This is a genomic window from Kaistia algarum, from assembly GCF_026343945.1.
In the GTDB taxonomy this organism is placed as follows: domain Bacteria; phylum Pseudomonadota; class Alphaproteobacteria; order Rhizobiales; family Kaistiaceae; genus Kaistia; species Kaistia algarum.
Window position 1 is genome coordinate 12,302 of the sequence record NZ_JAPKNJ010000003.1, and the last position, 25,643, is coordinate 37,944.

20 protein-coding genes and 1 tRNA gene are annotated in these 25,643 nt (G+C 63.4%); 11 read left to right on the forward strand and 10 right to left on the reverse strand.

Going from position 1 to position 25,643, the window contains the following annotated elements:
* Window positions 1–51: 51 nt before the first annotated feature.
* The 3 genes from topA to OSH05_RS18410 all read left to right on the forward strand — a co-directional run bounded on the left by topA (window position 52) and on the right by OSH05_RS18410 (window position 6,990).
* Window positions 52–2,727, forward strand: a complete 2,676-nt coding sequence (gene topA, locus OSH05_RS18400; protein WP_104218179.1) for a type I DNA topoisomerase — start codon at window positions 52–54, stop codon at window positions 2,725–2,727.
* 153 nt (window positions 2,728–2,880) lie between these two features.
* Window positions 2,881–5,244, forward strand: coding sequence for a ribonuclease R (gene rnr, locus OSH05_RS18405; protein ID WP_104218178.1), 2,364 nt, complete (start codon window positions 2,881–2,883; stop codon window positions 5,242–5,244).
* 102 nt (window positions 5,245–5,346) lie between these two features.
* Window positions 5,347–6,990: an acyl-CoA dehydrogenase family protein gene (locus OSH05_RS18410; protein WP_104218177.1), complete on the forward strand. Its 1,644-nt coding sequence runs from the start codon at window positions 5,347–5,349 to the stop codon at window positions 6,988–6,990.
* On the opposite strand, the gene ruvX is transcribed toward OSH05_RS18410, so the two are convergent.
* The 3 genes from ruvX to OSH05_RS18425 all read right to left on the reverse strand — a co-directional run bounded on the left by ruvX (window position 6,969) and on the right by OSH05_RS18425 (window position 9,653).
* Window positions 6,969–7,484, reverse strand: coding sequence for a Holliday junction resolvase RuvX (gene ruvX / locus OSH05_RS18415; protein ID WP_104218176.1), 516 nt, complete (start codon window positions 7,482–7,484; stop codon window positions 6,969–6,971). The two genes, OSH05_RS18410 and ruvX, sit on opposite strands and share 22 nt — an antisense overlap.
* A 3-nt stretch (window positions 7,485–7,487) precedes the next feature.
* On the reverse strand, window positions 7,488–8,108 hold the full coding sequence (locus OSH05_RS18420; protein WP_266352767.1) for a YqaA family protein: 621 nt from the start codon (window positions 8,106–8,108) through the stop codon (window positions 7,488–7,490).
* A gap of 117 nt (window positions 8,109–8,225) precedes the next feature.
* Window positions 8,226–9,653, reverse strand: coding sequence for an SIMPL domain-containing protein (locus OSH05_RS18425; RefSeq protein WP_104218175.1), 1,428 nt, complete (start codon window positions 9,651–9,653; stop codon window positions 8,226–8,228).
* Window positions 9,654–10,013: 360 nt separating this feature from the next.
* On the opposite strand from OSH05_RS18425, the gene OSH05_RS18430 reads away from it, so the two are divergent.
* Entirely contained in the window at window positions 10,014–10,577 is a 564-nt protein-coding gene (locus tag OSH05_RS18430) for an inner membrane-spanning protein YciB (RefSeq protein ID WP_104218174.1), read from the forward strand.
* A 204-nt stretch (window positions 10,578–10,781) separates the two neighbouring features.
* Window positions 10,782–11,483, forward strand: coding sequence for a metal-dependent hydrolase (locus OSH05_RS18435; RefSeq protein WP_104218173.1), 702 nt, complete (start codon window positions 10,782–10,784; stop codon window positions 11,481–11,483).
* 60 nt (window positions 11,484–11,543) lie between these two features.
* On the opposite strand, the gene sciP is transcribed toward OSH05_RS18435, so the two are convergent.
* On the reverse strand, window positions 11,544–11,819 hold the full coding sequence (sciP, locus tag OSH05_RS18440; protein WP_104218172.1) for a CtrA inhibitor SciP: 276 nt from the start codon (window positions 11,817–11,819) through the stop codon (window positions 11,544–11,546).
* Between the two features lie 324 nt (window positions 11,820–12,143).
* Here sciP and mnmA point away from each other — a divergent pair, with 324 nt between their 5' ends.
* The 4 genes from mnmA (at window position 12,144) to OSH05_RS18460 (ending at window position 15,176) form a co-directional block, all read left to right on the forward strand.
* Complete coding sequence (gene mnmA / locus OSH05_RS18445; protein WP_104218245.1) at window positions 12,144–13,337, forward strand: tRNA 2-thiouridine(34) synthase MnmA; 1,194 nt, start codon at window positions 12,144–12,146, stop codon at window positions 13,335–13,337.
* 27 nt (window positions 13,338–13,364) lie between these two features.
* Window positions 13,365–14,054, forward strand: coding sequence for a class I SAM-dependent methyltransferase (locus OSH05_RS18450; protein ID WP_104218171.1), 690 nt, complete (start codon window positions 13,365–13,367; stop codon window positions 14,052–14,054).
* A 93-nt stretch (window positions 14,055–14,147) separates the two neighbouring features.
* Window positions 14,148–14,224 (forward strand) — tRNA-Met (locus tag OSH05_RS18455).
* Between the two features lie 346 nt (window positions 14,225–14,570).
* A complete protein-coding gene (locus OSH05_RS18460; protein WP_104218170.1) occupies window positions 14,571–15,176 on the forward strand; it encodes a BRCT domain-containing protein in 606 nt (201 codons plus the stop codon).
* 82 nt (window positions 15,177–15,258) lie between these two features.
* Here OSH05_RS18460 and OSH05_RS18465 read toward each other — a convergent pair whose 3' ends face one another.
* Genes OSH05_RS18465 through OSH05_RS18490 form a run of 6 tightly spaced genes read right to left on the reverse strand, consistent with a single transcriptional unit; the run spans window position 15,259 to window position 21,523 of the window.
* Window positions 15,259–15,711, reverse strand: a complete 453-nt coding sequence (locus OSH05_RS18465) for a GtrA family protein (RefSeq protein WP_104218169.1) — start codon at window positions 15,709–15,711, stop codon at window positions 15,259–15,261.
* Window positions 15,708–17,024, reverse strand: coding sequence for an NAD(P)/FAD-dependent oxidoreductase (locus tag OSH05_RS18470; RefSeq protein ID WP_104218168.1), 1,317 nt, complete (start codon window positions 17,022–17,024; stop codon window positions 15,708–15,710). Before OSH05_RS18470 ends, OSH05_RS18465 begins: the two co-directional genes overlap by 4 nt.
* A 10-nt stretch (window positions 17,025–17,034) precedes the next feature.
* Window positions 17,035–17,961 carry an NAD-dependent epimerase/dehydratase family protein gene (locus tag OSH05_RS18475; RefSeq protein ID WP_104218167.1) on the reverse strand — a complete coding sequence of 309 codons (927 nt, stop codon included), beginning with the start codon at window positions 17,959–17,961 and terminating at the stop codon, window positions 17,035–17,037.
* A complete protein-coding gene (locus tag OSH05_RS18480; protein ID WP_104218244.1) occupies window positions 17,958–18,713 on the reverse strand; it encodes an SDR family NAD(P)-dependent oxidoreductase in 756 nt (251 codons plus the stop codon). The genes OSH05_RS18475 and OSH05_RS18480 overlap by 4 nt, the downstream gene beginning before the upstream one ends.
* Window positions 18,714–18,718: 5 nt before the next feature.
* Window positions 18,719–20,053 carry an FAD-binding oxidoreductase gene (locus OSH05_RS18485; RefSeq protein ID WP_104218166.1) on the reverse strand — a complete coding sequence of 445 codons (1,335 nt, stop codon included), beginning with the start codon at window positions 20,051–20,053 and terminating at the stop codon, window positions 18,719–18,721.
* Entirely contained in the window at window positions 20,054–21,523 is a 1,470-nt protein-coding gene (locus OSH05_RS18490) for a UbiA family prenyltransferase (RefSeq protein ID WP_104218165.1), read from the reverse strand.
* A gap of 41 nt (window positions 21,524–21,564) precedes the next feature.
* Between OSH05_RS18490 and OSH05_RS18495 the strand changes: the two genes are divergently transcribed.
* Both OSH05_RS18495 and OSH05_RS18500 read left to right on the forward strand, forming a co-directional pair.
* Window positions 21,565–23,271 carry an ArnT family glycosyltransferase gene (locus OSH05_RS18495; RefSeq protein ID WP_266352769.1) on the forward strand — a complete coding sequence of 569 codons (1,707 nt, stop codon included), beginning with the start codon at window positions 21,565–21,567 and terminating at the stop codon, window positions 23,269–23,271.
* 229 nt (window positions 23,272–23,500) lie between these two features.
* The gene (locus tag OSH05_RS18500) at window positions 23,501–25,603 is read left to right on the forward strand and encodes a hypothetical protein (protein WP_165801517.1); all 2,103 of its coding nucleotides are present in this window, start codon (window positions 23,501–23,503) and stop codon (window positions 25,601–25,603) included.
* Window positions 25,604–25,643 lie beyond the last annotated feature (40 nt).

Sequence of the window (25,643 nt, forward strand, 5' to 3'; positions counted from 1 at the left end):
GGCTCGTCGTCGGGTTTGACCGACCGATCCGGCCTCTTGCAAATGGCACACATGAATCTCGTCATCGTCGAATCGCCTGCGAAGGCGAAAACGATCAACAAATATCTCGGCCCGGCCTATCAGGTCGTGGCCTCCTATGGTCACGTCCGCGACCTGCCCTCCAAGGACGGCTCGGTGCTCCCGGACGAGGACTTCGCCATGAGCTGGGAGGCTGACCCGAAGTCGGCCAAGCGCCTCTCCGAGATGGCAATCGCCGCCAAGGCTGCCGACCGCATCATTCTGGCAACCGACCCGGATCGCGAGGGCGAGGCCATCTCCTGGCACGTGCTGGAGGTGCTAAAGCAGAAGCGGGCGCTGAAGGACAAGCCGGTCGAGCGCGTGGTGTTCAACGCGATCACCAAGCAGGCCGTGCTCGAGGCGATGAAGAATCCGCGCCCGATCGACGAGGCGCTGGTCGATGCTTATCTGGCGCGCCGGGCGCTCGACTATCTGGTCGGCTTCACGCTGTCGCCGGTTCTGTGGCGCAAGCTGCCTGGCGCGCGCTCGGCAGGCCGCGTCCAGTCGGTGGCGCTTCGCCTCGTCTGCGACCGCGAGAGCGAGATCGAGACCTTCAAGCGCCGCGAATATTGGTCGCTGGTCGCGAGGCTCGCGACGCCGCGCGGCGATGAATTCGAGGCTCGGCTCGTCGGCGCCGACGGCAAGAAGATCGCCCGTCTCGATGTCGGCACGGCCGATGAGGCCGAGGCGTTCCGCAAGGCGCTCGATGCCGGCCGGTACAGCGTGGTCGACGTCGAATCGAAGCCAGCCAAGCGCCATCCCTTCGCCCCGTTCACGACCTCGACGCTGCAGCAGGAGGCGAGCCGAAAGCTCGGCTTCGCGCCGAACCGCACCATGCAGATCGCCCAGCGCCTCTATGAAGGCGTCGATATCGGCGGCGAGACCGTCGGTCTCATCACCTATATGCGAACCGACGGCGTCGATATCGCACCGGAGGCGGTCGCCTCCATCCGCGGCGTGATCGGCGAGGATTTCTCGGCCCGCCACCTGCCCGGCGCGCCCCGCCGCTATCAGGTGAAGGCCAAGAACGCGCAGGAAGCGCATGAGGCCATCCGCCCGACGGATCCGCGGCGTCGGCCGCGCGAGGTGGCGCGCATGCTGGATGCCGACCAGGCCAAGCTCTATGAGCTGATCTGGAAGCGCACCATTGCGAGCCAGATGGAATCGGCCGAGCTGCAGCGCACGAGTGTCGACATTCTTGCCGAGGCAGGCGGGCGAAAGCTCGACCTGCGCGCTTCCGGTCAGGTCGTCACCTTCGACGGTTTCCTCGCGCTTTATAATGAAGACAAGGACGAGGACGCCGACGACGAGGAGGGCCGTCTGCCGCGCATCGACAAGGGCGATGCGCTGGAGAAGCGGGCCATCCAGGCGACGCAGCATTTCACCGAGCCGCCGCCGCGCTACAGCGAGGCGACGCTGGTGAAGCGGATGGAGGAGCTCGGCATCGGCCGGCCCTCTACCTATGCGGCGACGCTGACCGTTCTGCGCGACCGCGAATATGTCCGCATCGAGAAAAAGCGCCTCGTGCCGGAGGACAAGGGCCGCCTGGTCACGGCGTTCCTGCAGAGCTTTTTCTCGCGCTATGTCGAATATGATTTCACCGCCGACCTGGAAGAGAAGCTCGACCAGATCTCGGCCGGCGAAATCTCGTGGAAGGATGTTCTGCGCGAGTTCTGGAAGCAGTTCTCGTTCGATGTCGGCGAGACGAAGGAATTGCGCGTCACGCAGGTCCTCGACGCGCTCAACGATCTGCTCGGACCGCACGTTTTCCCGGAGCGGGCCGATGGCGGCGATCCGCGCGCCTGCCCGACCTGCGGCACAGGCAAGCTGTCTTTGAAGCTCGGCAAATTCGGCGCCTTCATCGGTTGCTCGAATTATCCCGAGTGCCGCTATACGCGTCAGCTCGCCGTGACCGGCGAAGAAGCATCGCCCGGCGAGGCGGGGGAAGGTGGTTCCGTCCTCGGCGCCGATGGCATCAAGGTGCTCGGCAAGGATCCCGAGACGGGCCTCGACGTGACGCTGCGTTCGGGCCGCTTCGGCAATTATGTCCAGCTCGGCGAAGCCGAAGGCAAGGAAAAGCCGAAACGCGCCAGCCTGCCCAAGGGCTGGGAGGCGGCGAGCCTAGATCTCGACAAGGCGCTGGCGCTGCTGTCGCTGCCGCGCGAGGTCGGGCTGCATCCCGAGGATGGCAAGCCGATCCAGGCCGGCATCGGACGCTACGGTCCGTTCGTGCTGCATGACGGCAAATACGCCAATCTCGATAGCGTCGATGAAGTGTTCATCGTCGGGCTCAACCGAGCCGTCGCGGCGATCGCCGAGAAGCAGGCTAAGGGTCCACGCGCCGGCCGCGGTGGCGCCGAGCCCTTGAAGAACCTCGGTGACCACCCGACATTGACAGGAGCGATCACGCTGCATTCGGGCAAATATGGCCCCTATGTGAAGCATGGTGCAGTCAATGCGACCCTGCCGAAGTCGCTTTCGCCCGAGACGATCGGCCTCGACGCCGCCGTCGCCCTGATTGCCGAAAAGGCTGCCAAGGCACCGGCCGGCAAGACGCGGACGACCACCGCCCGCTCCAAGGCGCCGGCCGCCGCCAAGACGAAGAAGGCTGCCGCCCCGAAGAAGACGGCCCAGCCAAAGAAGACGGCTCGAAAGGCCGTGGCGGAATAGACCGCTTCCGGCAGTCTTCGACCCTGAAGCTTCGCCCGCGCGGTATGCCGCCGGGCGAAACGATCATTCGCATAAATCGCCCGGACGGCGTAACTTCCGAGGGCGGCGAACGGTCCCCGTTCAATCCCCCCATAAACCATTGGAATTCACTACTTGGCCAAGACGCCAGAAACACAAGATAAAACACGGCGCGTACGAACCGCCGGCGCGAGGAACGCGACCGGTTCGAAGCCCAAAACCCAGCCGATCGAACGCAAGGCTGACGAGCTTCCCTCTCGTGAGGCGTTGCTCGCTTTCATCGCCGAACATCCCGGGCAGGCCGGAAAGCGCGAAATCGCACGCAATTTTGGCATTGCGGGCGGTGCCCGCATTGCGCTGAAGCGGGTTTTGAAGGAACTCGGCGAGGAGGGGCTGGTCCAGAAGGATCGCCGCCGCCTCGTGCGGGCCGGCGATCTGCCGACCGTCAGCGTGCTCGTCATTCTGGAGCGCGACAAGGATGGCGATTTCATCGCCCAACCGGTGAGCTGGGATGACAAACATTCCGGGCCGCCGCGCATCCTGATCGAAACGCATCGCGGCCGCCCACTAACGCCCGCCCCCGGAATCGGAGACCGCGTGCTGGCCAAGGTCCAGCCGGCCGCGAAGGACGAGACCGAGGTCGCCTACACGGCGCGCGTCGTGAAAGTCATCGAGAAGCGCCCTGCCTCCATCCTCGGCGTCGTTCGCACCGCCTCGGACGGCGTGCTGCGCATTGAGCCGGTCGACCGCAAGCAGAAAGAGTTCATCGTAGATCCCGAGGATCTGAACGGTGCCAAGAACGGCGACCTGGTTGCCGTCGAGGTGAAGCATGTCGGACGGTTCGGGCTTGCCCGCGTCCGTGTGGCGGAAGTCGTCGGCGAGGTCCATAGCGAGAAGGCGGTCAGCCTGATCGCCATTCACCACCACGACATTCCGCACGTCTTTCCGCCGGCGGTGCTGGAGGCGGCGGACAAGGCCAAGGCCGCACCGCTGTCCGGCCGCGAGGATTGGCGCGCGGTTCCGCTCGTCACGATCGATCCGGCCGACGCCAAGGACCATGACGACGCGGTCTATGCGGAAGCCGACACCGATCCGGAAAATCCGGGCGGCTTCCTCGTCACCGTCGCGATCGCCGATGTCGCCTGGTATGTGCGGCCCAATTCGCCGCTCGACCGCGAAGCGCTGAAGCGCGGCAATTCGGTCTATTTCCCCGACCGTGTCGTCCCGATGCTCCCCGAGCGAATCTCGAATGATCTCTGCTCGCTGCGCGAAGGCGAGGACCGGCCGGCGATCGCCGTGAAGATGCAGTTCACGGCCGAGGGTAAGAAGCAGTTCCACTGGTTCCATCGCATCATGATGCGGTCGGCGGCGAAGCTCTCCTATCCGCAGGCGCAGGCGGCCATTGATGGCCGTCCGGACGAGAAGTCCGGGCCTTTGCTGGAGCCGATCCTGAAGCCGCTCTGGGCGGCCTACGAAGTCATGCGGCGCGGCCGCGATAGCCGCGAGCCGCTGGAACTCGACCTGCCGGAACGCAAGGTGATCGTTGGCGCGGACGGCGCGATCGAGCGGATCGTGATTCCGGAGCGGCTCGATGCGCATCGCCTGATCGAAGAGTTCATGATCCAGGCCAATGTCGCCGCGGCGGAGACGCTGGAGCGGCGGAAGTCGCCGCTCGTCTACCGCGTCCACGATGCGCCCTCGCTCGCCAAGCTCGAAGCGCTGCGAGAATTCCTCGCATCAATCGAGATGAACCTGCCACGCAGCGGCAATCTCCGGCCGAGCCATTTCAATCTAATTCTCGGCCGCGTGAAGGACAGCGAGCATGCCGCGCTCGTGAACGAGGTCGTGCTGCGTTCGCAGAGCCAGGCTGTCTATAGCCCCGAGAACATCGGTCATTTCGGCCTGAACCTGCGCCGCTATGCTCATTTCACCTCGCCGATCCGCCGTTATGCCGATCTGATCGTGCATCGCGCGCTGATCCGCTCGCTCGATCTGGGCGAGGGTGGGCTTCCCGATGGGATGGAGCGGGAGCTTGAGGCGATCGCGCAGGAGATTTCCGGCGCCGAGCGTCGGGCGATGGCGGCCGAGCGCGATACGATCGACCGCCTCGTGGCGCATTGGCTGGCCGATCGGATCGGCGCCAATTTCCAGGGCCGGATCGCCGGCGTGACGCGCTCCGGGCTGTTCGTGAAGCTCGCCGAGACCGGCGCCGACGGCTTCGTGCCGATCGGGACGCTGGGCGCCGATTTCTATCAGTTCGACGAGGCGCGCCATGCGGTGATCGGGACCCGCACCGGCGAGATGTACCGCCTTGGCGACATGGTCGAAGTCAAGCTGGTCGAAGTCGCGCCGATCGCCGGCGCGCTCCGGTTCGAGATCGTCAGCGAAGGCAAACGCCTGCCGAAGGGTCAGCGAAAAGTCACGGAACGCGGTTTCAGGTCGTCCTCGGGCGGTCCGGCACGGCCTGCCAAGGGTCGTCCGGGTCCGAAGCGGCGATGAACGTTGCGCTTTCGAGGCGCGAGGGCAGACTCTCGCGCCTTTTCCACATATTAACCTAGTAGCGGCAGTATCGCGCCGACATCGGACGGGGCAGGGAGTGGCATGGTTTCGCCGGACTTCGAGACGCATGAGGTCAGCAACCAGGTCTCCGTGCGATCGGGGGTCAATCTCTATTCTTCCGATCCGGTCCTGGCGGCCCTGATCGAGGGCCTGCCGCAGCCTGTCCTCGACACGCTGTCGACCCACGGCGCGCAGTGGGGGTCGGCCGAAATGGCGGATCTGGCCCGGCTGGCCAACACCGTGACGCCGATCCTGAAGACGCATGATTCGGTCGGCCGCCGCATCGATCTCGTCGAATATCACCCTGCCTATCACGCGCTGATGCGCCGTAGCGTTGCGTCTGGCATCCATGCTTCAATCTGGGATGCGAGCGGACCGGAGGCTAGCGTGCGCGCCATGGCACGCGGCGCGCGGATCTACATGTCGGCGCAGGTCGAGGTTGGCCATCTCGGCGTCATGTCGCTGACCAGCGGCGGTATCGCGGCGCTCGCCCATGCCCCGGCGCTGGCGCAGGGATGGCTCACGCCGCTCCGCTCGCGCCGCTATGATTCGCGCGTTCTCCCGGTCGAGCAGAAGAGCGGGGCGCTCCTCGCTTTCGCGACAACCGAGAAGCAGAGCGGCTCGGATCTGCGCGCCGGCTCGACGCGGGCGGATGCCAGCAGCGATGGCACCTATCGCCTCATCGGCCATAAATGGTTCGTCACGGCGCCGATGAGCGACGCCATGCTGGTGCTCGCGCAGACGCTGGAAGGCCTGTCGCTGTTCCTCGTCCCGCGCTACCTGCCGGACGGCAAGCGCAATCCCATGCGCATGATGCGCATCAAGGACAAGCTCGGCACGCGGTCGACCGCCAGCGCCGAGATCGAGCTGCCCGGCACGGCCGGCTTCCTCGTCGGCGAGGCGGGACGCGGCGTGTCAACGATTGCCGAAACCGTGACGCTGCTTCGCCTGGATCAGGGTCTGGTAGCGGCGGGCCTCCTGCGCGCCGCACTTGCCGACGCCGTTCATGCCGTTCGCCATCGCCGTGCCTTCGGGGCACCGCTCATCGACCAGCCGCTGATGACGCGCGTGCTCGCCGACATGGCGCTTGACGTCACCGCCGCCGCGGCGTTGGTCTTCCGCCTTGCCGAGGCGATCGACCGCTCGCACGACAATCCGGCAGAAGCCGCCTTCGCGCGGCTGATGACGCCGGTCGTTAAATATTGGATCACCAAGATCGCCCCGGCTTTGGTCGCCGAGGCGATCGAATGCGCCGGCGGCAATGCCTATGTCGAAGAGGGGCCGATGGCACGGCTCTATCGCGACGCGCTGTCGCTTTCCCTGATCGACGGTCCCGGCAACGTCCTCTGCCTTGATGTGATGCGCGTGATGCGGCGCTCCTCAGAGCCGCTCGAGGCGGCGCTGCGCGTGATCGAGGATGGTCTCGGACCGGCGGCGCGCTCGACGCTCAACGTGCTTCGGGCCGCGACAGCCGTCGCCCTGGCCGATGAGGGCTCGGCACGCATCCTGACCGAGCAACTTGCGATGACCGTTGCCGCCGCGACCTTGCGCCGCCGCTTCCCGGCCGTCATCGCCGATGCCTATCTCGAATCGCGCCTCGGCAAGCCGTGGCGGTCGACCTACGGCATGCTGGATGCTCGCTTCGATGCGCGCGCCTTCCTGGATTATGTCTGCCCGAGGGGCTGATCTGCATCGTCCCGGCGATCGCGGGCAAGCTTCTGCAGGCGGTCCAACGCGCCCTGCAGGATGAAGGCGGCGGCCATCTTGTCGACCAGTTCGGCCCGGCGCTTGCGACTGGTATCCGCTTCCAGAAGTGTCCGCGTCACCGCGACAGTCGACAAGCGTTCGTCCCAGAAGGCAATCGGCAGTTCCAGCTTCGGGAGCAGGCTGCGGACGAAGGCGCGCGTCGCCTGGGCGCGTGGGCCTTCCGAACCATCCATGTTGAGCGGCATGCCGACGACGAGGGCCGCCGCCTGCCGCTCGGCGAGCAGTGCGATCAGCGTCTCGGCATCCTGGGTAAACTTCTTCCGCTCGATCAGTTTGAGCGGCGACGCCATGCGCCGGCCGAGATCGGAAATCGCGACGCCAATTGTCTTGGTACCTAGGTCGATGCCACCGATCGTCGCCGTGCCGGGGAGGATGGTGGCGAGGTCGGTAAGCTCAATCAGTTGTCCTGCCATGGGTCAGATATAGACGATCAGGACGAAGCCCAGGACGACGAGGATGGTTCCGGCGATCATTACCTTGGAAAAATGCTCGTCGATGATGGTGCGTGCCTGCGGGCCGAACCGGTAGAACAGCCAGGCGACGAGGAAGAACCGCAGCCCGCGTGTCGCGAGCGCGGCGACGACGAAGGTCAGGAGGTTGAGGTGCACGACGCCTGAAGCGATCGTCACCAGCTTGAACGGGATCGGCGTCAGACCCTTGGCGACAATGATCCAACCGCCCCATTCGTCGAATTTGAGCTGAAAGTTATGGAACGCGTCCTGCAGATGATAGAAATCGACGAGTGGCTGGCCGATCGCCTCATAGAGGCCGGCACCGATGGCATAGCCGGCGAGGCCACCGACCACCGAGGCGATCGTGCAGACCGCGGCTGCGATCCAGACGCGATCGCGCCGCGCCAGGACGATGGCAGCAAGGATCGGGTCTGGCGGAATCGGGAAGAACGAGGCCTCGGCGAAGGAGACGGCAGCCAGAAGCCACAGCGCATGCGGGCCGGCAGAAAGCGCCATGATCTTGTCGAACAGGCGCTTCAGCGGCCCGCGGGGTTCCTGTATGGGGGTCGCTTCCAAGTCCGTCACGCGCGCACCTCGTTTCTGTCCGTGGACCTTATCGGCCATCGCGCGCCCGTCGGCAACCGGCGGCCGGGGTCCGCTCGTCGAACCCTCTAGGCCGCAGTGGGGCTCGTTGCGGGTCCTTCAAGCCAGTTCGATCCGGATCGGCTCGGAGGGCTCCGCCAGAAGCTCTCCGGTGCCGGCATCGACATAGCGATCGCCCAACCGCACGAAGCTCTTCGATTCGCCAAAGAGCGTCGTGACCGGCCCGGGTGATCCCGTGCGAGCGCCAATATGTTCGGCCACGACATGCAGGAGCAGCGCCTTGTCCCTGTCCGTTCCCGAGCGGAAGCGCAGGGTCTCGTCCGGCATGGCGATCCGGTTGCGGCTGCCGAAGATGGAAGCTGCGTCGTCGATGGAGCGAATGACGTCGATGGCATCCTCGACCGCCGACAGCGTGCCGGCCAGCCGCCGGCTGTTCGGCTGTTGCCGCGCGACCGCCAGATAGGGTCGCAGGTCTTTCACCAGGGTGGAACGGAATGCATAGAGAACGCCCTGGGAAGCCTCGCTGTCGTCGTCGTCCAGCATCCGTTGGACAGACTCAAGCGAGGCCGCTCCCAGAAGCGCCCGCAGATACCGCGCCAACGGATCCTCTGGGCGCCTTATCCGCGGTCGCGACAGTGCAAATTCGACCTGTCGTAAGCGAACGCCGAAGAAGGCGTCTATCCTCGCCACGATCTCCTCGAGCTGGTCGTCCGGGAGATTGGTCTCTCCGGATTCCAGATCGAACGTGCCTGCCACAGCGATGATCCGGTTCATGTCCTCATGCAGCCGGTCGAACGCCTGCTGCGCATCGCCCGATCGCGCCTGCGTCACCCAATTCCGCCAGTCTTGCGGAAAGTAGAGCCTGTTCTTGCCGTAGAACCACCAGGGCTCGCCATTGGCGTTCCAGCCGAAGGCCGACGTATGGGATGGGCTGCTCAAGGCGACGATATGGGCGACAGATCCTTGCGGCATCGTCATGGCCAGAGCGGCGAATATCGCCGTCTCGTCGACGCATGACGTCACGCCGCGAACCGAGGCGTGCGACTTTCCGGTCAGCCTTCTATTGGCCCGGACCAGGTCGATGTTGCCATAGATGTAAGCGGGAAAACGGCCTCCCGTCATGCGATCGATTGCGGGCTGAAGCGCTTCGGGCGGAATATCTCCGGTCCGAATTCTGGCTTCGAACGTGCGAAGAATCTGTCGGAGCGCCGCATCGACACTTTCATCGCCGAGCCGGGTCCGCTCCTGCGCGATGTCGATCTCCCCGTAAAGTTCGGCCACCTGCGCGACATGCAGATGCTGGAAGTTGCGGTCCAGGATCTTCTGGATCTCACCAACCAACGATCGGCTCGAAGGCTCGCCGGTCCCAACTGCCTCCGCGGCCCGCTTCTGGATCTTGTCGGATAGATCCCAGGTGGCCGGTGACAGGAGATTGCTGGCGACGAGGTAGAGCAGCAGGTTGGGATCGGCATAGGCGTCGAAGATATTCGGCGCCACAAGCGATTTGAAATGCGGGGTCGATGTCATGAAGCCGTCCTGGCATTCGATCGGGGCAAAGCGCGGTCGATGGGCGAGCCTGCAAGCCGACGAAGGACCCGGGTTCCTGCTGCGCTGTCCATCGCCAAGTCATAGCATCCGGGCGATTTCCTTGTCCTCAGCGGGCGATAATCGGCGCTGCCAAAAGGAGTTCCAGGCGAGGCCAGAGGCGGCTGGAGGGCCGCATGGTGGTGTGCGCGGCGCGGCATCGAGGGCTCGTCGTTCCTAGGCCGGCCGACGGCCCGCGACCGGATCCCTAGCGTTGCTCGCCATCGCTGTCGCTGGTGGCACGGCACGGACTGCACTGCAGCGCTATCGATGCTACTGTCGCAGCCGGGAACGGGGCATCAGATGAAAAGTCTATTTTCAGCGGCGTCCGTACTGCTCGCCGACATGGCGTCGACGTTTCTTTTCCTGGTCGTTTATCTGGTGACGAAGAACCTGCCGCTGGCCATCGTGCTCGGCATGGCTCTCGGAATCGGCCAGATCGGCTGGCGGCTCGTGTTCAAGAAGCCGATCGAGACGATGCAGTGGATGAGCCTGTTCCTGGTGCTGGGCTCGGGCGCCGCCACGCTTGCCACCGACGATCCCCGCTTTGTCATGTTCAAGCCCAGCGTGATCTACGTCATCGTCGGGATTGTGATGCTGAAGCCGGGTTGGATGATCCGGTATCTCCCGCCGGTTGCCACTGCGCTCGTGCCCGACATCGCGGTGATCGTCGGCTATGCGTGGGCTGGCCTGATGTTCTTCTCCGCAGCGTTGAACATCGTGGTCGCCATGAATTTCAGCCTCGTGACGTGGTCGGCGTTCATGTCGGTCTACGCCATCCTCAGCAAGGCCGGGCTGTTCCTGATCGGCTACGCCACCATGCGCTATGTCGGATTTCGTCGCCGCGTCCCCGAGGCGGTGCCCTGAACCCGCCGTCGGACGACCTCTCCCAGAGGCCCCGCGGTCGCGCGACCCGCAGGTTGACTTGGTGAACCGCAATTTCGAGCTTGGTTGTCGGTCGGCGGCCAGGCTGGTTCCTGACGGCCGCCCGCGGCACTTGAATCACCCGTCGTCAGCCCGGAGAATCTCTCCTAAGAATTGGGTACCAGTCCCCACTGATGGAATTCACGCATGAAACTGACCTGGCTCGGCCATTCCGCCTTCCGGATCGAAATCCGCGGCGCCAATCTTCTCATCGACCCGTTCTTCAGCGGCAATCCGAGCTTCCCCGGCGACCGCGCCGCCGCTACCGCGGGGCTGACGCACATTCTCCTGACCCATGGCCACGGGGATCATCTCGGCGACACGCTGGCGATCGCCAAGGAGACCGGGGCGAAGATTATCGCCGATGCCGATATCGTGGCCTATCTCGGCGCCCATGGCGCCAAGAATCTCGATCCGATGAATACGGGCGGCACGACGGACCAGGACGCCTTCCGCGTTTCGCTGACGGTGGCGCACCACTCATCGGGCTTCCTCGCGCCGACAGGCATGTCGCATTCCATGGGGCATCCGCATGGCATCGTCATCCGCGCCGAGGGCGAGAAGACGCTCTATCATGCCGGCGACACCGACATCTTTTCCGACATGGCGCTGATCGACGAGATCTATGAGCCGAAGATCGGCATCCTGCCGATCGGCGACCGCTTCACCATGGGCGGGGCCGTGGCGGCGATGGCGGCCCGCCGCTTCTTTCATTTCGAAACCGTGCTGCCCTGCCACTACGGGACGTTCCCGCTGCTCGATCCGACGGCGGATCGCTTCGTTGCGGCGATGCAGGGGTCTTCGACGCAGGTTCTCGTCCCGAAGCCCGGCGAGACATTGTCGCTTTAGGCTGCCATGACAAAGGGGCCGGTAGAAGCCGGCCCCTCGCAGACGGGATCAGAGCATAATTTACTGGCGATATTGCTGAATTCGGGTCGTGCGAAGACCTGCAAGGCCGTGTTCATCGATCGACTGTTGCCAGGAGATGAATTCTTCGACGGTCAGCGTATAGCGCTGGCATGCTTCTTCCAGACTGAGCAGTCCGCCACGAACCGCGGCGACGACTTCGGCCTTGCGGCGGATAACCCAGCGCTTCGTGTCCCGCGGCGGGAGATCCGCGATCGTCAGCGGACTTCCGTCCGGTCCGATCACATATTTAACGCGCGGACGAATTGGATCGGTCATTCTACACTCACACTCAACCTGACCTTGTCATCCACGAGACTACGGATCGGCTCTTAAATTTTGGCTAAGCGCAATCTAACAATTTGCTAAGATATGCAGTTATTTGCGGCGCTTCATGGGGCGCCGCGACGGCCGAAACCCTCGCTCGGGATCGTCTATCCAACGCCTTGCCTTGCGCGTTGATCGTCTGATTCGCCGGCGCATCGTCTTGAAGATGGCTCGATCGAGGTTATATTCGCCGCGGACCCGGCTGTTGCCGCCGGAGCCCTATCCTGGCCGGCCTTGCTGCCGAGTGCCAAGTCGGAAAAGGCAGAGACAGCGGCCATGCTCAACAGCCTCGATCTTCCTGGACGCCCGCAGGACAACCGCGTCGTCGTCGCGATGTCGGGCGGCGTCGATTCCTCCGTGGTTGCCGGCCTGCTGAAGCGTGAGGGCTATGACGTCGTCGGCATGACGATGCAGCTCTATGATCATGGCGAGGCTACACACCGTCCCGGCGCCTGCTGCGCGGGGCAGGATATCCGTGATGCGCGCCGCGTCGCGGAGCGCCTGGGCATCCCGCATTACGTGCTCGACTATGAGGATCGCTTCCGAACCTCCGTCATGGATCGGTTCGCCGAGAGCTATATGGCCGGCGAGACGCCGATTCCCTGCGTCGCCTGCAACCAGACGGTCAAGTTCTCCGATCTGCTGGTGACGGCGCGCGAGCTCGGCGCCGCGGCGCTCGCCACCGGGCATTACGTATCGACCCGGCGCCTTTCGGACGGACGACGCGGCCTGTTCCGGCCGGCCGATCTCGCTCGCGACCAGAGCTATTTTCTCTTCGCTACGACGCCGGAGCAGCTCGGCTTCATCCGCTTCCCGCTGGGCGGACTGACCAAGCCGGAGACGCGCGATATCGCCCGCGAGCTCGGATTGGAGATCGCCGAGAAGCCCGACAGCCAGGACATCTGCTTCGTGCCGGGCGGTCGTTATTCGGACGTCATCGCCAAGTTGAAGCCCGGCGCCGCCGAGCCCGGCGATATCGTCCATGTCGATGGCCGCGTGCTCGGCACGCATCGCGGGATCATCCACTTCACCGTCGGCCAGCGCCGTGGCATCGGCATCGCGCAGGCGGAGCCGCTCTACGTGCTGCGGCTGGACGCGGATCGCCGTCAGGTCGTTGTCGGCCCGCGCGAGGCGCTGCTTGTGCGCCGCCTGCGCCTGCGCGACGTCAACTGGCTCGGCGACGAGGCTCTTGACGCGCTGCCGGCGGAGGGCCTGCCAGTCTTTGCGCGCGTTCGCTCGACCCGCCCGCCGCAGGCCGCCAGGCTCAGCCTCGTCGAGGGCGAAGTCGCTGTAGATCTGCTGGGCGAGGAGACCGGCGTCGCGCCCGGCCAGGCCTGCGTCCTCTATGAGCATGCCGGCGAGGGCGCTCGCGTCCTCGGTGGCGGGTATATCAGGCGCAGCGAAAGGGCAGGGGAAACGGAACGCGCATCGGCGCCCACCGTTGAACCCAAGGTTATGCTGGCCATCTGAGCCGAAACGGCCATCTGAGGGAGCGAGATGCCGGATTTCTTCGAGGATGTTGCGCGAAAGTGGAAGTCGTTCTCGGGCGGGCGCCATCCGTCGACCCGGATCGACGAGGAGGCTGTCCTCACGACTTATGCGCGCTGGGCACCGGTTTATGATGTGGTCTTCGGCGCCGCGTTCCGCGCCGGGCGCCGCGCCGCGGTCGGCTTCGTCAATGAGCTGCCGCCGGGCCGCATTCTGGAATGCGGCGTCGGCACCGGTATATCGCTGCCCTATTACGCGAATGATCACCGTATCCATGGCATCGATCTCAGCCCGGAGATGCTGGAGATCGCCCGGCAGCGTGTCGCCGACCAAGGACTGCCAAATGTTGACGCGCTGGTCGAGGCCGATGCGTCGGATCTTCCCGATGGCGACGCAACCTTCGATGCCTCCGTCGCCATGTTCGTGATGACGGTCGTACCCGATCCGCAGGCCGTGATGTCCGAACTGATCCGCGTCACGAAGCCCGGCGGCGCCGTCGTTCTGGTCAGCCATTTCGCCGATCAGAAGGGCTGGCGCAAATGGTTCGGCGAGAAGCTCTCACCGCTTTCGGCCTCGCTCGGCTGGCACATGGATTTTTCCGTCGAGCGCATCCTCGGCCGCAGCGAATTGCGGCTTGTGCAGCGCCGCCGCGTCGGTCCGTTTGGGTTTTTCACGCTGATCGTGTTCGAGCGGCTGTGAGTGACGGGCCCGGAATGGCCAAGCCCGCTTGACACGATTTGCCTGCACTCCCTATAAGCGGGCCGTTCGCGCCTCGGCGGAACGGCCTTTCGGGGCGGGGTAGCTCAGCTGGTTAGAGCAGCGGAATCATAATCCGCGTGTCGGGGGTTCAAGTCCCTCTCCCGCTACCAAAATTTCTCAATGAATTAGGTGACTTGTTGACTATGCTGCGTCGGGCAGCTTCAAGGGAGTGCTGCGGCTTGTCGTGAATTTCGACGGTCACTACCCATTAGGCGTCTGATCCTATCGAATGTGGCACGTGGCCCTAATGAGGATGTTGGATAGGTCCTTCGTCAAAGCCGGCACCAAGAATGAGTTGGCGGGTGGCATTCATACGGCGAGGTGCCACCTTTGCCGGGAATTCCAAATGAACCTTCGGTCTGGCCACAGTGCGGTATAGCGGCATTTGATCTATGGGCTGACTCGACTCGTGCGTGTATAGTGTTAACCTACACAAGTTGGCGAGAGGGGGACGTGATGGACGATGCTTTTCTCAACCGTGTCGGCAACGATCGCATCTCGAATCGCCAAGTCAACGAACTAATCGGCATTTCTCGAGGGCTTGTCGCGGATGGGATAGTCAATCAAGCTGAAGCTGAATTTCTACAGCGATGGTTGGCAGCCAATTTCATTGCAGGTGATCAGCCACTAATTCGCGACCTATACAATCTCGTCGCTGGATTTCTTCAAGATGGAGTCTTGGACGACGAGGAGCGCGCTACACTCTTTGATACATTGAGAGAATTTACGGCAGAACAATTTGAACTTGGAGAATTATTGAAGCCAACGACACTCCCACTGTGCCGTCCGGCACCCAAACTGGTATTTTATGGCAAGCAATATTGCTTTACGGGTACTTTTGTTTACGGGCAGCGCAAAGCGTGTGAAGAGGCCGTGTTGGAAAGAGGGGCGGATGTAGGAAGTCTGACGCAAGGAACAGACGTCTTGGTCATTGGGTCCTACGTCACAGACTCGTGGAAGCACTCGTCCTTCGGTACTAAGATTTTGAGAGCAGCTGAGTGGCGATCAAAGGGGCGCCCCATTTCGATTGTCTCAGAAGACCATTGGCGGCAGCATTTATAGAATCGCCGGGCTACGAGTTTCTCGGCTGGACTTCTTTATTTTTGTATTATGAGTAACGTCGAGAATAACCGGTGAATATCCTTCAATTCCCCACACCCCTGAACGTCACCATCTTATGCGCGACGAAGTTCACGAACACCGGCAGGACGATCGCACAGCCGTGTGAAACCGCGCGGGCGAGGCCTTCGGGCAGGAAATGCGAGAAGACATACCGGTCGAAGCCGATCGCGGCGAGAATGACGACCGGGAAGGCGAGGGCGTTGAAGAGGAAGAACCAGGCCATTTCCTGATGCAGCGGCTTGCCGGAGGCCGGGAAGACGAAGACGCGGTTCAGGAAGAAGGCGGTCAGGAAGCCGACGACATAGGCGGCGGCGACGGCAGCCCAGAAGCCCATGAAGGGCTCGAAGGCGAAGCGGCTGGCAAAATTCGCGATGGCCGCGAAGCCGCCGGCGATGAGGAACTTGCCGAATTGCCCCGTGAAATAGAGCGAGGCGAGGCGGCGGAGGCCGGTCGGGGTTGCGGACGCGTCGCTCATTGGAAGATCGGCTCCCGGCGCGGCTGGTGATCGGTGCCGATCGCCTTGGCCATTTCGATGGCGAGCCGCGCTCCCTCGGAAACGCCGCGGTCCTCTGGGTAATAATAGCAGGTATCGGCAATCTGGAGGCCGGCGATCTCGGTGCGGATCGGCGGGATGCGGGCCGCGAAGCCCGGCTCGCAGAGCGGCTGCGCGTGCTTCAGCCGGCCAACGGTCGACGATATCCGATCGGCATCGGTAAGCGACGGGTTGACCCGCTTCAGATAGCCGAAGCTCTCCTCGATGAAAGCCTCGTCGCTCGCCGCGAATTTCGGGTTCGTCGTCGGCATGTAATAGGGGATGTAGACCACGGTGTCGTCGACCGGGCGCAGGTTGGAGAACTCGATGAACCCAGGGATCTGCATGGTCTCATCGACGACATTGACCCAGAAATGCGGCGTCACCGGTTTCTTCAGCTTGTGCAGCACGCAGACGACGCCAATGTTCTCGATGCTGTCATACGAGGCTTTTGTCGCGTCGGTGAAATCCGGCACGAGGCGCGAGACGTAGGGCGTCGGCACGGTGGCGATGACCGCGTCGGCTGGGATGAACTCGCCGCCAGCCACGACGCCGGTGACACGGCCATCGGCCGAGACGACATGGGTTGCGGCGCTCGCCAGCCGGATGCGCCCGCCGAGCCGCTCGATCGCGGCGACCAGCGCCTTCACCAGCGTTTCGGAACCGCCTTCGATATAGCCGAGTTCTTCCTGGAACATGGAACGGCGGGACGAGCCGACGCGCTTCACGCGTGTCGCGATCCAGGCGGCCGAGACATTGTCGGCATATTCGTAAAACTTCAGCTCCATCAGGCGGCGCCACATGCGCTCATAGACCCTGCGGCCGGCGCCCTTCTCGATCCATTCGCGCGCCGAGACGTTTTCGAGGTCGTCGAAGCTCTTGCGCTTTGTCGTCAGGAAGGCCTGCGCGCCATAGCGGATCTTGTCGACGAGACCCAAATGAGGAAAGCGGAGCAGCGAGATCGGATCGCCCCATTTGTAGAGCGCGCCTTCCGTCCAGTAGCCCATCGATGTCGGCCGCCAGCGCATCTTGTCGCCGATGCCGAGTTCGTCCAGCAGGGCGAAAGTCGGCCGGTCCGTCTTGCAGACGAAATGATAGAAGCGCTCGATCGAGAGGCCGCCAAAATCGAAATGCGCGGCCATGCCGCCAGCGATCTTGTCGGCCTCGACGACATCGACCTCATGTCCCGCCTTCAAAGCATGGTAGGCGGTGGCAAGGCCCATGGCGCCGGCGCCGATGACGACTGTCTTGACCATGGTGGCCCCTTCAGAAGGAAAGCGTGATTTCGGCGTAGCGCTCGTCGAGGAAGGTTTCCTCTATCGCCTTGCGAAGCGGCGTTTCCGTGACGCTAAAGATACCCGGCCAATCGATCACCGGAAATGTCTCGGGAATGACGAGCGCCTCAAGCTGGCGGACGGTGAAAGGCGGATTGCTGTCGACCTTGGTGTAGGCCCAGAGCAGCACCCAGAACAGCCGGTAGGGGATGTGGACGATCCGCGCCTTGGCGTGGGTAACGTCCTTGATCAGGCGGATCAGATCGCCATAGCCGATCGGCGTCCGGCCGGAAATGTCGTAGCTCCCGGTGATCCGCGTCTCGACCGCCGAGGCGATGATGGCGGCAAAGTCGCCGGCATAGAGCGGCTGGCGCACGAAGCGGCCATCGCCGGGAATCGGGAACACCGGCGCCTTGTCCATGAAGCGGCGCAGCCAGCCGAGATGCTTGCGGTCGAACCAGCCGAACATCAGCGTCGGCCGGAGAACGACATGCGGGATTTCGACCGTCGCGAAGAGCTTTTCCTGCGCCGTCTTGGTGCGGGTGTAGAAATCGTCAGCGCGCGAATTCACCACCGAGGAGGATATCTGCACGATATAGCCAACGCCATGCGCCCGGGCGGTTTCGATCAGCCGTTCCGTCGCGGTGACGTTGTTGCGGACGAACTCGCTCTCGTCGAGACCGCCGATCTGCGCTTGCAGGATGATCAGCGTGTCGGTTCCGACGAGATGGTCCTGCCAGGTGCCGGCCACCGAGAGATCCGCTTCGACGACCTCGATATCGGGATGGAGCTCGCGCAAGATCGCCGTATTCTCGCGATGCTTGTCGAAGGCGACGATGGAATAGCCGCGCGCCTTCAGCCGCGGGACGAGATTCTGGCCGACGAGACCCGCTGCACCGGTGATGGCAATTCGCTTCATAGACGGGTCTTGTGAAAGATCGGCGCGGGAACCAGGCGGATGATGAGCAGGATGAAGCGCCAGAACCATGGCGCATAGACGATGGGCCCGCTGCCCGCCGCCGCCTTGCGGATGATGGCCGCGACCTGCTCGGGCGTCGCCCAGAGCGCGCCGCCCTTCTTGAGGCCATCGGTCATCGGCGTATCGACGAAGCCCGGCTTGACGAGAACCGCGTGCAGGCTCTTGCGGCGCTTCAGGGCGAAGCGATGCGCGATGCCCTGGACCAGCACTCCGAGCCCGGCCTTGGCGGCGCCATAGACATAGTTGGATTGCCGGCCACGGTCGCCGGCGACCGAGCCAACCACGACCAGCGCGCCGCTGCCCTGCGCTTCGAGGTGCTTGGCCGCCGCGAGCGACCAGAGCGCTGCCGAGGTGAAGTCGATGTCGAGGATCTTCCGGGCTTCCGATAGATCGCGTTCTGCCTCCGCCTGGTCGCCGAGTACGCCGTAGAAGAGCAGGACATGGTCGATGCCGCCGAGGTCGGCGACGACGCCATCGAAGGCTGCCTCGATGCCTTCCATTTCCGCCAGATCGCGGGCGAGGATCGACGTGGCGCGGGCACCGCGTGCCGACAGGTCTGCCGCGATCGTCGCGAGCCGTGTGGGGTCGCGCCCGGCGAGCGCTATGGCGGCGCCTTCGACTGCATAGAGCCGCGCGGTGGCCTCGGCCATGGCGGATGTCGCGCCGAGGATGAGTATGCGGAGGGTCTTCATGTCCGTCACGGGGCGACGCGCCTCCAGAATGCCGAAGAGAAATGCGGATCGACGTGGGGGGTGAATTCCGCCAGGCGAGGATAGCCGTTTTGGAACAGGCGTGCACTCATTCGCCCATCCTTGGCCGGGTAGAGGCGGCCACCGGCGGCGAGTACGATTTCGTCCAGTCGCGCCATCAGGGCGAGTGTCTCCGTGCCGCGATTGCGGAAATCCAGCGCCAGCGTGGTGCCCTCGCGCGGGAAGGAGAGCATTCCCGGCGATGCGCGGTCGCCAAAGGTCTTCAGCACCGCGAGGAACGAGCCCTCGCCGCTGGCCGCGATGGTCTGCAGGAGTTCCGCGATCACGGGCAAAGAATCGGTTGGCGGGACGACGCATTGATATTGATACATGCCGGGCCGACCATAGAGCCGGTTCCAGTTCATGATGCTGTCCAGCGGGAAGAAGAACGGCGCGTAATGGGTGAGGCTCCTCCCCGCCCGCCAGCGGCCGAGGCGGAAATAGAGATCGTTGAAGAGGCGCAGGCTCAGCGGGTTCAGCGCAAAGCTCGGGAATTCGATCGGAATGCCGGCCTTCGGCTTGGCCGGATGGGGCAGGCGGGCCGGGTCGCGGCTCCAATTGCCGCGCGAGAACAGCCCGCGCATGGCTGTGCCTTCAACGCGGGTGCAATCGATCCAGGAGACGGTGAATTCGTGGCTCGCAATGCTCTCGTCGGAGAGCGCGAAGAACTCTTCCAGCGAATGGAAGGGAACCGTCTCGCCGTCGATCGACGATCCGTCGATGCGGGTGAGTTCGAGTTCGACCCATTCTACGAGGCCGGTGAGTCCGAGGCCGCCGATCGTTGCGGCGAAGAGGCCGGTCGAATCGTCCGGGCCGAGTTCATGCAGGCTGCCGTCCGAACGACGGAGGCCGAGCTTGCGGACGTGATTACCGAAGGAGCCGGACCTGTGGTGGTTCTTGCCATGCACATCGTTGCCCACGGCACCGCCGAGCGTGACGAAGCGCGTGCCCGGTACGACGGCCGGAAACAGGCGATGCGGCAAGGTCGTGCGGATCAACGCGTCGAGCGATAGTCCCGCATCGGCGCGCAGAACGCCGCTCCGTGGATCGAAGGCGTGGATGCGGTCGAGCGCCGTCATGTCGACTACAGCGCCACCAGGATTAAGATTGCTGTCGCCATAGGAACGCATCAGCCCGACGGCGAGGAGCGGTGTGCTGCCCCTCACCGCCTCGCCGACGAGCGGCGGGACCTCGTCGGGGAAATGCGGCTTCGCCACCTTCTGCGTCGGCCGCGTGACCCGTCCCCAGGATTGTCGCCGATCGGTCGAGATGAATCCGCTCATTCAGACGGCCAGCAGGAAAGCGACGACGACCACGAGACCGAGACCGAGGCTCAGCCTGTCTTTGAGCGCGAAGATGACGGGGTCGTCTGTCATGAAGCCGCGATGGGAAAGCAGCCATACCCGGCTGATCCAGAGAAAGATGACGGCGGGTACCGCCCAGAGCCAGTTCGCGTTTGAATAGACGTCGCGGGAGAAGACTTCCGCCATCAGGAACTGGACCATGATCAGGATGGACGCAATGGCCGAAGCCACGCCGAAGGCCAGCGTCACCTCGCGATCCTCGACATGATAGCCGCGTCCGCCAATCTTTCCGGTGGTCCGTTCGCCGGCCCGGAGGATTTCGGTGTGCCGCTTGGCGATCGCCAGCGAGAAGAAAAAGAACATCGAGAAGGTAAGCAGCCAGGGCGACGGCTCGAGAGCAGCGGCTTCAGTACCGATCAGCAGGCGCAAGGAGAACAGCGCCGCGATGATGAAAGTGTCGAGGATGGCGACGCGCTTCAGGCCGAAGGAATAAGCGAGCGTGATGACAACATAGGCGAGCAGGCCGAGGCCGACCCCGGGCGACACGAACGCACCAAGGATGAGTAGCAGCGGAATGCCGAGGGCCGCCGCGATCATGCCGTCGCGAACCGGGATGCGGCCTGAGGCAAAGGGTCGATTGCGCTTCGACCAGTGACGCCGGTCGGCGCCGAGATCGGCAATGTCGTTGACGCAGTATGTCAGTGAAGCAACGGCACAGAGCAGCAGCGCCGCGATCAGCGTCGACACCAGGTTCGTCATACCGATCTGCGTCCAACCTAGGGCCGGCGGGATGAAGACCAGGGCGTTTTTGGCCCATTGGTGCGGCCGAAGCGCCTTCCACCAGGCGGCGATCTTGTCGGAAGGCTCGGGGAATATCCGCTCGATCGGCGTCCCCAGAGCGTTCACCTTCTTCGGCAATCCGTCGCCCCGATCGACGATGAGCGCAGCCTTCGCCGCAGCCCAGACCGGCAGGTCGGTCGTACTGTCACCGACATAGGCATATCCATCCGGAAAATGCTCGGCGAGGCGGGCGGCCTTGCTCGATCCCTTCAGATTCCGCGTCCCATCGCTCGCGTCAAAACCATCAAAAAGCTGGTACTCCTCGACGACACGCGCCGCGATGCGCCGGTTCGCGGCCGTAGCGAGATGAATGTGTCGTCCCTTGCCGCGTTCCTGGCGGATGAACTCCACCAGATCCTCGCGGACCGGCATGATCTCCGCGTCGGGCACGGCAATGTCCGACAAAGCGGTCTTGAATCGCGCGATTCCCAGCGGCAACTTGCTAAAAGCTGCAAAAGCCCGCCACGGCTGGCTGAAGACCGCCAGTGCGAAGGTTTCGTATAGCGTGTCGACCTTGAGGAATGTCCCGTCCATGTCAACGACCAGGGGCCAAGAGCGCTCCGCGGTTGTTGATTCCAGACGGTCCATATCGGGTTCTAGACGGTCCATGTCTGCCTGCTGCTGCGTGTAACGCTCTCTATGTCAGGCCGATGCAACAAGCAATTGTCGATTCCGGACACGGCGGAAAGAACGCGGCACTTGCGACCCTTCTGGCGTTTCGACTTCACAGGGTGCTTCTTCCTAGGTCACCGCTCTTGCCAAGATGGGCAAAGCGTCCCTTTATCCCGGCCTCAGCACCAAGAACGGAACCGCCGTCAATGCAACTTGCGATGCCCTCATCTCTTGCTCGGCCGCTGGTATTTGTGCTGGCGGCCTTGGTGCTGGCTCTCGTCGCCTATGACGTCTATTGGCTGGTCATCGGTCTTGACCAACCTATTCTGGGGAGCCATGCGTTCCGCCAGACGCAGACCGCTATCTCGGCATATTGGCTCAAGCAGGGCGGTCCCCTCTTCGCTTATGAGACTCCGGTCGTCGGTGCGCCCTGGTCGATCCCGTTCGAGTTTCCTCTCTATCAGTGGTTGGTCGCGCTGCTGTCTTTGACCGGCCTTTCGATCGAGGTCTCGGGTCGTCTGATCGCGTTTGGCTTCTTCCTGGGCTGCCTCTGGCCGATGCGCATGCTGTGCCGGCAATACAAGCTGCCGGATACGACGTTCCTCTTCGCGGCCGCGCTCTTTCTGGCTTCGCCGATCTACACGTTCTGGTCCCGAACGTTGATGATCGAGACGACGGCACTCTTCTTCGCGATGGTGTGGCTGGCGCTTTTCGCCAGAGCTCTCGACCGACAGTCCGTGCTGGTGGGCATCGCGACGTTTGTTTGCGGCACGGGTTCGGTTCTTGCGAAATCGACGACGTTTCCGGCATTCGTCGTGTGCGCTTTCTGTCTCTTTGTCGCGCGTGTCTGGCCGTTGGTAACTCGGCGTAAATGGCGCCATGCGATCGGTCTCAGCCTCCTTGCGGGAATCGTCACGCTTGGGCCGTTGGCAGTCGGAAGCTATTGGGTTCACTTCTCCGACATCGTCAAGCTACGTAGCCCGGGCGGTACGTTGCTAACGTCTTCCGCCTTGACCGATTGGAATTTTGGCGCCTGGGACGCGCGCTTCTCCGCCAAGCTCTGGGTAGAGACTATTGGCAACCGCGTCGCCAACGATTCTTTCGGAAAGCTGGCCGTTGTAGCGCTGATCCTCACGCTCTTTGCCCTGACCCAGCGGCGCTACGTCCTGCCGACGTTAATTTGCCTGCTCGGCTTCCTGACGCCGTTCCTGCTTTTTACCAACCTCCACACGACGCACAATTACTATCAGGTCGCCAATGTGGTCTTCGCCATCGGGGCCTGCGCGCTTGGGATCCAGGCCCTGTTTGATCGCGCATGGATTGCTGGAATTGCGGTGCTGGTCCTCGTGCTGGCCTCGCAGATCAGTTTCTTCGGGCAAACTTTCGGGAAGGAGGTGGTGGAGGATTTTACGACCAATGAGGTCTACCAGATCGGCCAGATCATCCAGCAGAAGACGCCTGATAACTCTGTGATCGTGGTCTTCGGTCAGGACTGGTCTTCCGCTGTCCCTTATGAAGGCAAGCGTCGCGGTGTCGTCCTGGCAACTTGGTTCCCGCGGACGATGTTCGAGGCTCTGGTCCAGCAGCCAGACGCGTTGCTTGGCAGTCTGTCGCTTGGCGGCATCGTTGATTGCGGCACCAACGGCTACGACGATGTCATGGATCTAGTCGGACCCTATCTCGCCGGTCGCTCGGTTCTTGGCGAGGCCGGAAAATGCCGGCTTCTGTCGCCCGTCAAGCCTTGACTCGCGGCGGAGCGGAAGAGGCGTGAGCAAATCATGGAGCTATTCAGCTTTGGCGGCGGATACGGCGCGGTCTAGGATTTTTCGGCTCGGGATCTGGGGCCTTGTCGTGGTTGCGCTTGCCTGGGCGGCGGCTGGTCTTTGGACGGGGCTCAGTTCATCCGGTGCGCCCCGTGCGTTGGTCATGGCCGATGGCTGGACAGCGACTGGCGATTTTGCCGAGACAGCGGGCATGTCCAACGAGCAATCCATCCCATCCGCTTTCTTCCTCGATCCCAACTTTCGCTTCTGGCAGGCGATCGGCGACAAGGCCAAGCCGGCACGAGGCACCGTCGTATCCGCATCTTTCGCGGCGCCCGGCTTTCTCGCCGTTCCTTATGCCGGGTTTCCCGACGAGGTGATCGGAAATCGGATCGCAATCCAGTGTGTGGCTTCGGGAGACGAGTTTCCCGTGTCACGGTTCCGGATGAACGATCAGCGCGCCACCAGTTTTGTCCAATTGCCCGGAGAGTTCTGCTCGGGTCCCGTGCGGGTCGTTGCCTCCATTGATGGCAGTGAGTTCATCTCCGTGGGAACGCCTTTTGCGATCTCGGAAGCGATGTATGTAGGGCAGACCGGGATACACTCCCGCGCCATGGTTGTCGCTGCAACATGGGCGATGGGGCTCATCATCTGGTTCCTGTCGGCATTCGCCGTTTCGCGCGGTTCAACCCAAATCGGAGCGGTCACATCAGGGATGGTGGGGACCGCTGTCGTCGGTATGGTGTTGATTGCTGCCTTCACGATCGGGCCCGTGTCGGGAAAGGCGGTGGTCTCCACCCTGGCTGTCGCGGCTCTGGTCGGCGCAGCGCTCGTCTCCTGGAAATGGCGGGACTGGTCGATCGGCTGGCTGCGGAATGTCGCCCTCCCGGCCTCGCTTTGGCTCTTGTTCGCGTTGTTTGCCGCCGGCCTCGTCACCGCAGCCGACAATGGCAGTGGCGCGTGGTGGATCAATTCGCTCTTCACTCCGCTTCGATGGTCTTCGGACAATCAGATTCCCTATCAGTTCGCAGAGGCTCTTGTTACCGGCACGCCTCCGTCCGATATCCACTGGGGCCCCTGGCTGGCGACCGATCGCACGCCGCTGCTGAGCGGATTTCTCCTCGCAGCGCGCGTATTGATAATCACGCCTTTCCAGCGCAGCTTCGGACCGACCTTTATCCCGATCGCCTACATGATGAGTTCGATCGTGTTCTTGACGGCCTGGGTCGCCGTCTTGGTAGAGATTGTGCGCAGGGCCGATGTAAAGGCCTTGGCGGTCGTCGTACTTCTGGCCTGCACGACCCCCTTCCTGCTGTTCAATTCCGTCTATGCTTGGCCGAAACTGCTTGGCGCGGCCTATGTGCTGATCGCGTTTGGCCTGCTTATGGACCTGTCGGTTCGCCGCTCGCGCAATCCGATCGCTCTCTATCTGGTCGCTCTCGCCGCCGTGAGTGCAATACTGGCCCATTCGAGCAACGCTTTTGCGCTCTTCCCGATCGCGCTTCTGTTTGCGCCAACGCTACTGCGTCAAGGGATTGTGCCCCTGTTCTGCGCTGCGCTCGCCGCGATACTCGTGACGTTGCCATGGCTCTATTGGCAGGCCATTCTGCAGCCTGGAGGGAATGCCCTTCTGCGCTTCGCTCTCGCCTTCGACTATGAAGCGGGCAACCGCAGCCGTCCGCTGCTTTCGGCCATTCGTGATGCCTATTCGTCCATGACGTTCAATGGCTGGCTGGCTGGGAAACGGTCCTCCGCGGCACTTATGCTCGGGTTGGAGGCGCCTGATTTCGGAATGCCGGAAATGGCGGCGCATTCCGCCGGGGCAGGGCCGCTCGGGGCGGCCCGCGTCCTCGACTTTCTTTCTGTCGGCCACGCGCTATCCATCGCTGGCCTGGGTCTGCTGGCGGTCCCGTTCCTCTCGCACTTTGCCCGCACGGGATTTGCGGCCTCTTCCATGGCGCGGATGGCAGCGCTCGCCGGTGTGACCGGTGTGCTGCTCGGTCTCCTTGTCATGCTCCCGCCGGGGATCGTGCACCACCAGCCTTATGGCTCGCTGCTGCTCCTTGTTTTGGCGGGAGCACTTGCTATTGCCGCTGCGCCGGCCTGGCTCACGGCGAGCGCGACAGTACTGTCGGTTGGCTATTTCGCGGTTGTCTGGGTCTGGCATCCCATTGCTACGGCGGTCACCGTCCATGGATCCGCCATCGCGCTCATGGTCTGGTCGGCCGCGGGGATCGGCTGGCTGCTCTTCATGTGGCCGAGAGATGACGACGCGGTCCTCCGCGGCTCCAGCGTGGAGGCCAAAGAAGCATAGCCGGCTTACGAACTTTACGCGGCGCTGCCGACGACCAGAA

Coding starts and splice junctions, on each gene's coding strand:
- topA (WP_104218179.1), top strand. CDS start 52: ATGAATCTCGTCATCGTCGAATCGCCTGCGAAGGCGAAAACGATCAAC.
- OSH05_RS18410 (WP_104218177.1), top strand. CDS start 5,347: ATGGTTTCGCCGGACTTCGAGACGCATGAGGTCAGCAACCAGGTCTCC.
- ruvX (WP_104218176.1), bottom strand. CDS start 7,484: ATGGCAGGACAACTGATTGAGCTTACCGACCTCGCCACCATCCTCCCC.
- OSH05_RS18425 (WP_104218175.1), bottom strand. CDS start 9,653: ATGACATCGACCCCGCATTTCAAATCGCTTGTGGCGCCGAATATCTTC.
- OSH05_RS18430 (WP_104218174.1), top strand. CDS start 10,014: ATGAAAAGTCTATTTTCAGCGGCGTCCGTACTGCTCGCCGACATGGCG.
- OSH05_RS18435 (WP_104218173.1), top strand. CDS start 10,782: ATGAAACTGACCTGGCTCGGCCATTCCGCCTTCCGGATCGAAATCCGC.
- sciP (WP_104218172.1), bottom strand. CDS start 11,819: ATGACCGATCCAATTCGTCCGCGCGTTAAATATGTGATCGGACCGGAC.
- mnmA (WP_104218245.1), top strand. CDS start 12,144: ATGCTCAACAGCCTCGATCTTCCTGGACGCCCGCAGGACAACCGCGTC.
- OSH05_RS18450 (WP_104218171.1), top strand. CDS start 13,365: ATGCCGGATTTCTTCGAGGATGTTGCGCGAAAGTGGAAGTCGTTCTCG.
- OSH05_RS18460 (WP_104218170.1), top strand. CDS start 14,571: ATGGACGATGCTTTTCTCAACCGTGTCGGCAACGATCGCATCTCGAAT.
- OSH05_RS18465 (WP_104218169.1), bottom strand. CDS start 15,711: ATGAGCGACGCGTCCGCAACCCCGACCGGCCTCCGCCGCCTCGCCTCG.
- OSH05_RS18470 (WP_104218168.1), bottom strand. CDS start 17,024: ATGGTCAAGACAGTCGTCATCGGCGCCGGCGCCATGGGCCTTGCCACC.
- OSH05_RS18475 (WP_104218167.1), bottom strand. CDS start 17,961: ATGAAGCGAATTGCCATCACCGGTGCAGCGGGTCTCGTCGGCCAGAAT.
- OSH05_RS18480 (WP_104218244.1), bottom strand. CDS start 18,713: ATGAAGACCCTCCGCATACTCATCCTCGGCGCGACATCCGCCATGGCC.
- OSH05_RS18485 (WP_104218166.1), bottom strand. CDS start 20,053: ATGAGCGGATTCATCTCGACCGATCGGCGACAATCCTGGGGACGGGTC.
- OSH05_RS18490 (WP_104218165.1), bottom strand. CDS start 21,523: ATGGACCGTCTAGAACCCGATATGGACCGTCTGGAATCAACAACCGCG.
- OSH05_RS18495 (WP_266352769.1), top strand. CDS start 21,565: ATGCAACAAGCAATTGTCGATTCCGGACACGGCGGAAAGAACGCGGCA.
- OSH05_RS18500 (WP_165801517.1), top strand. CDS start 23,501: ATGTCCAACGAGCAATCCATCCCATCCGCTTTCTTCCTCGATCCCAAC.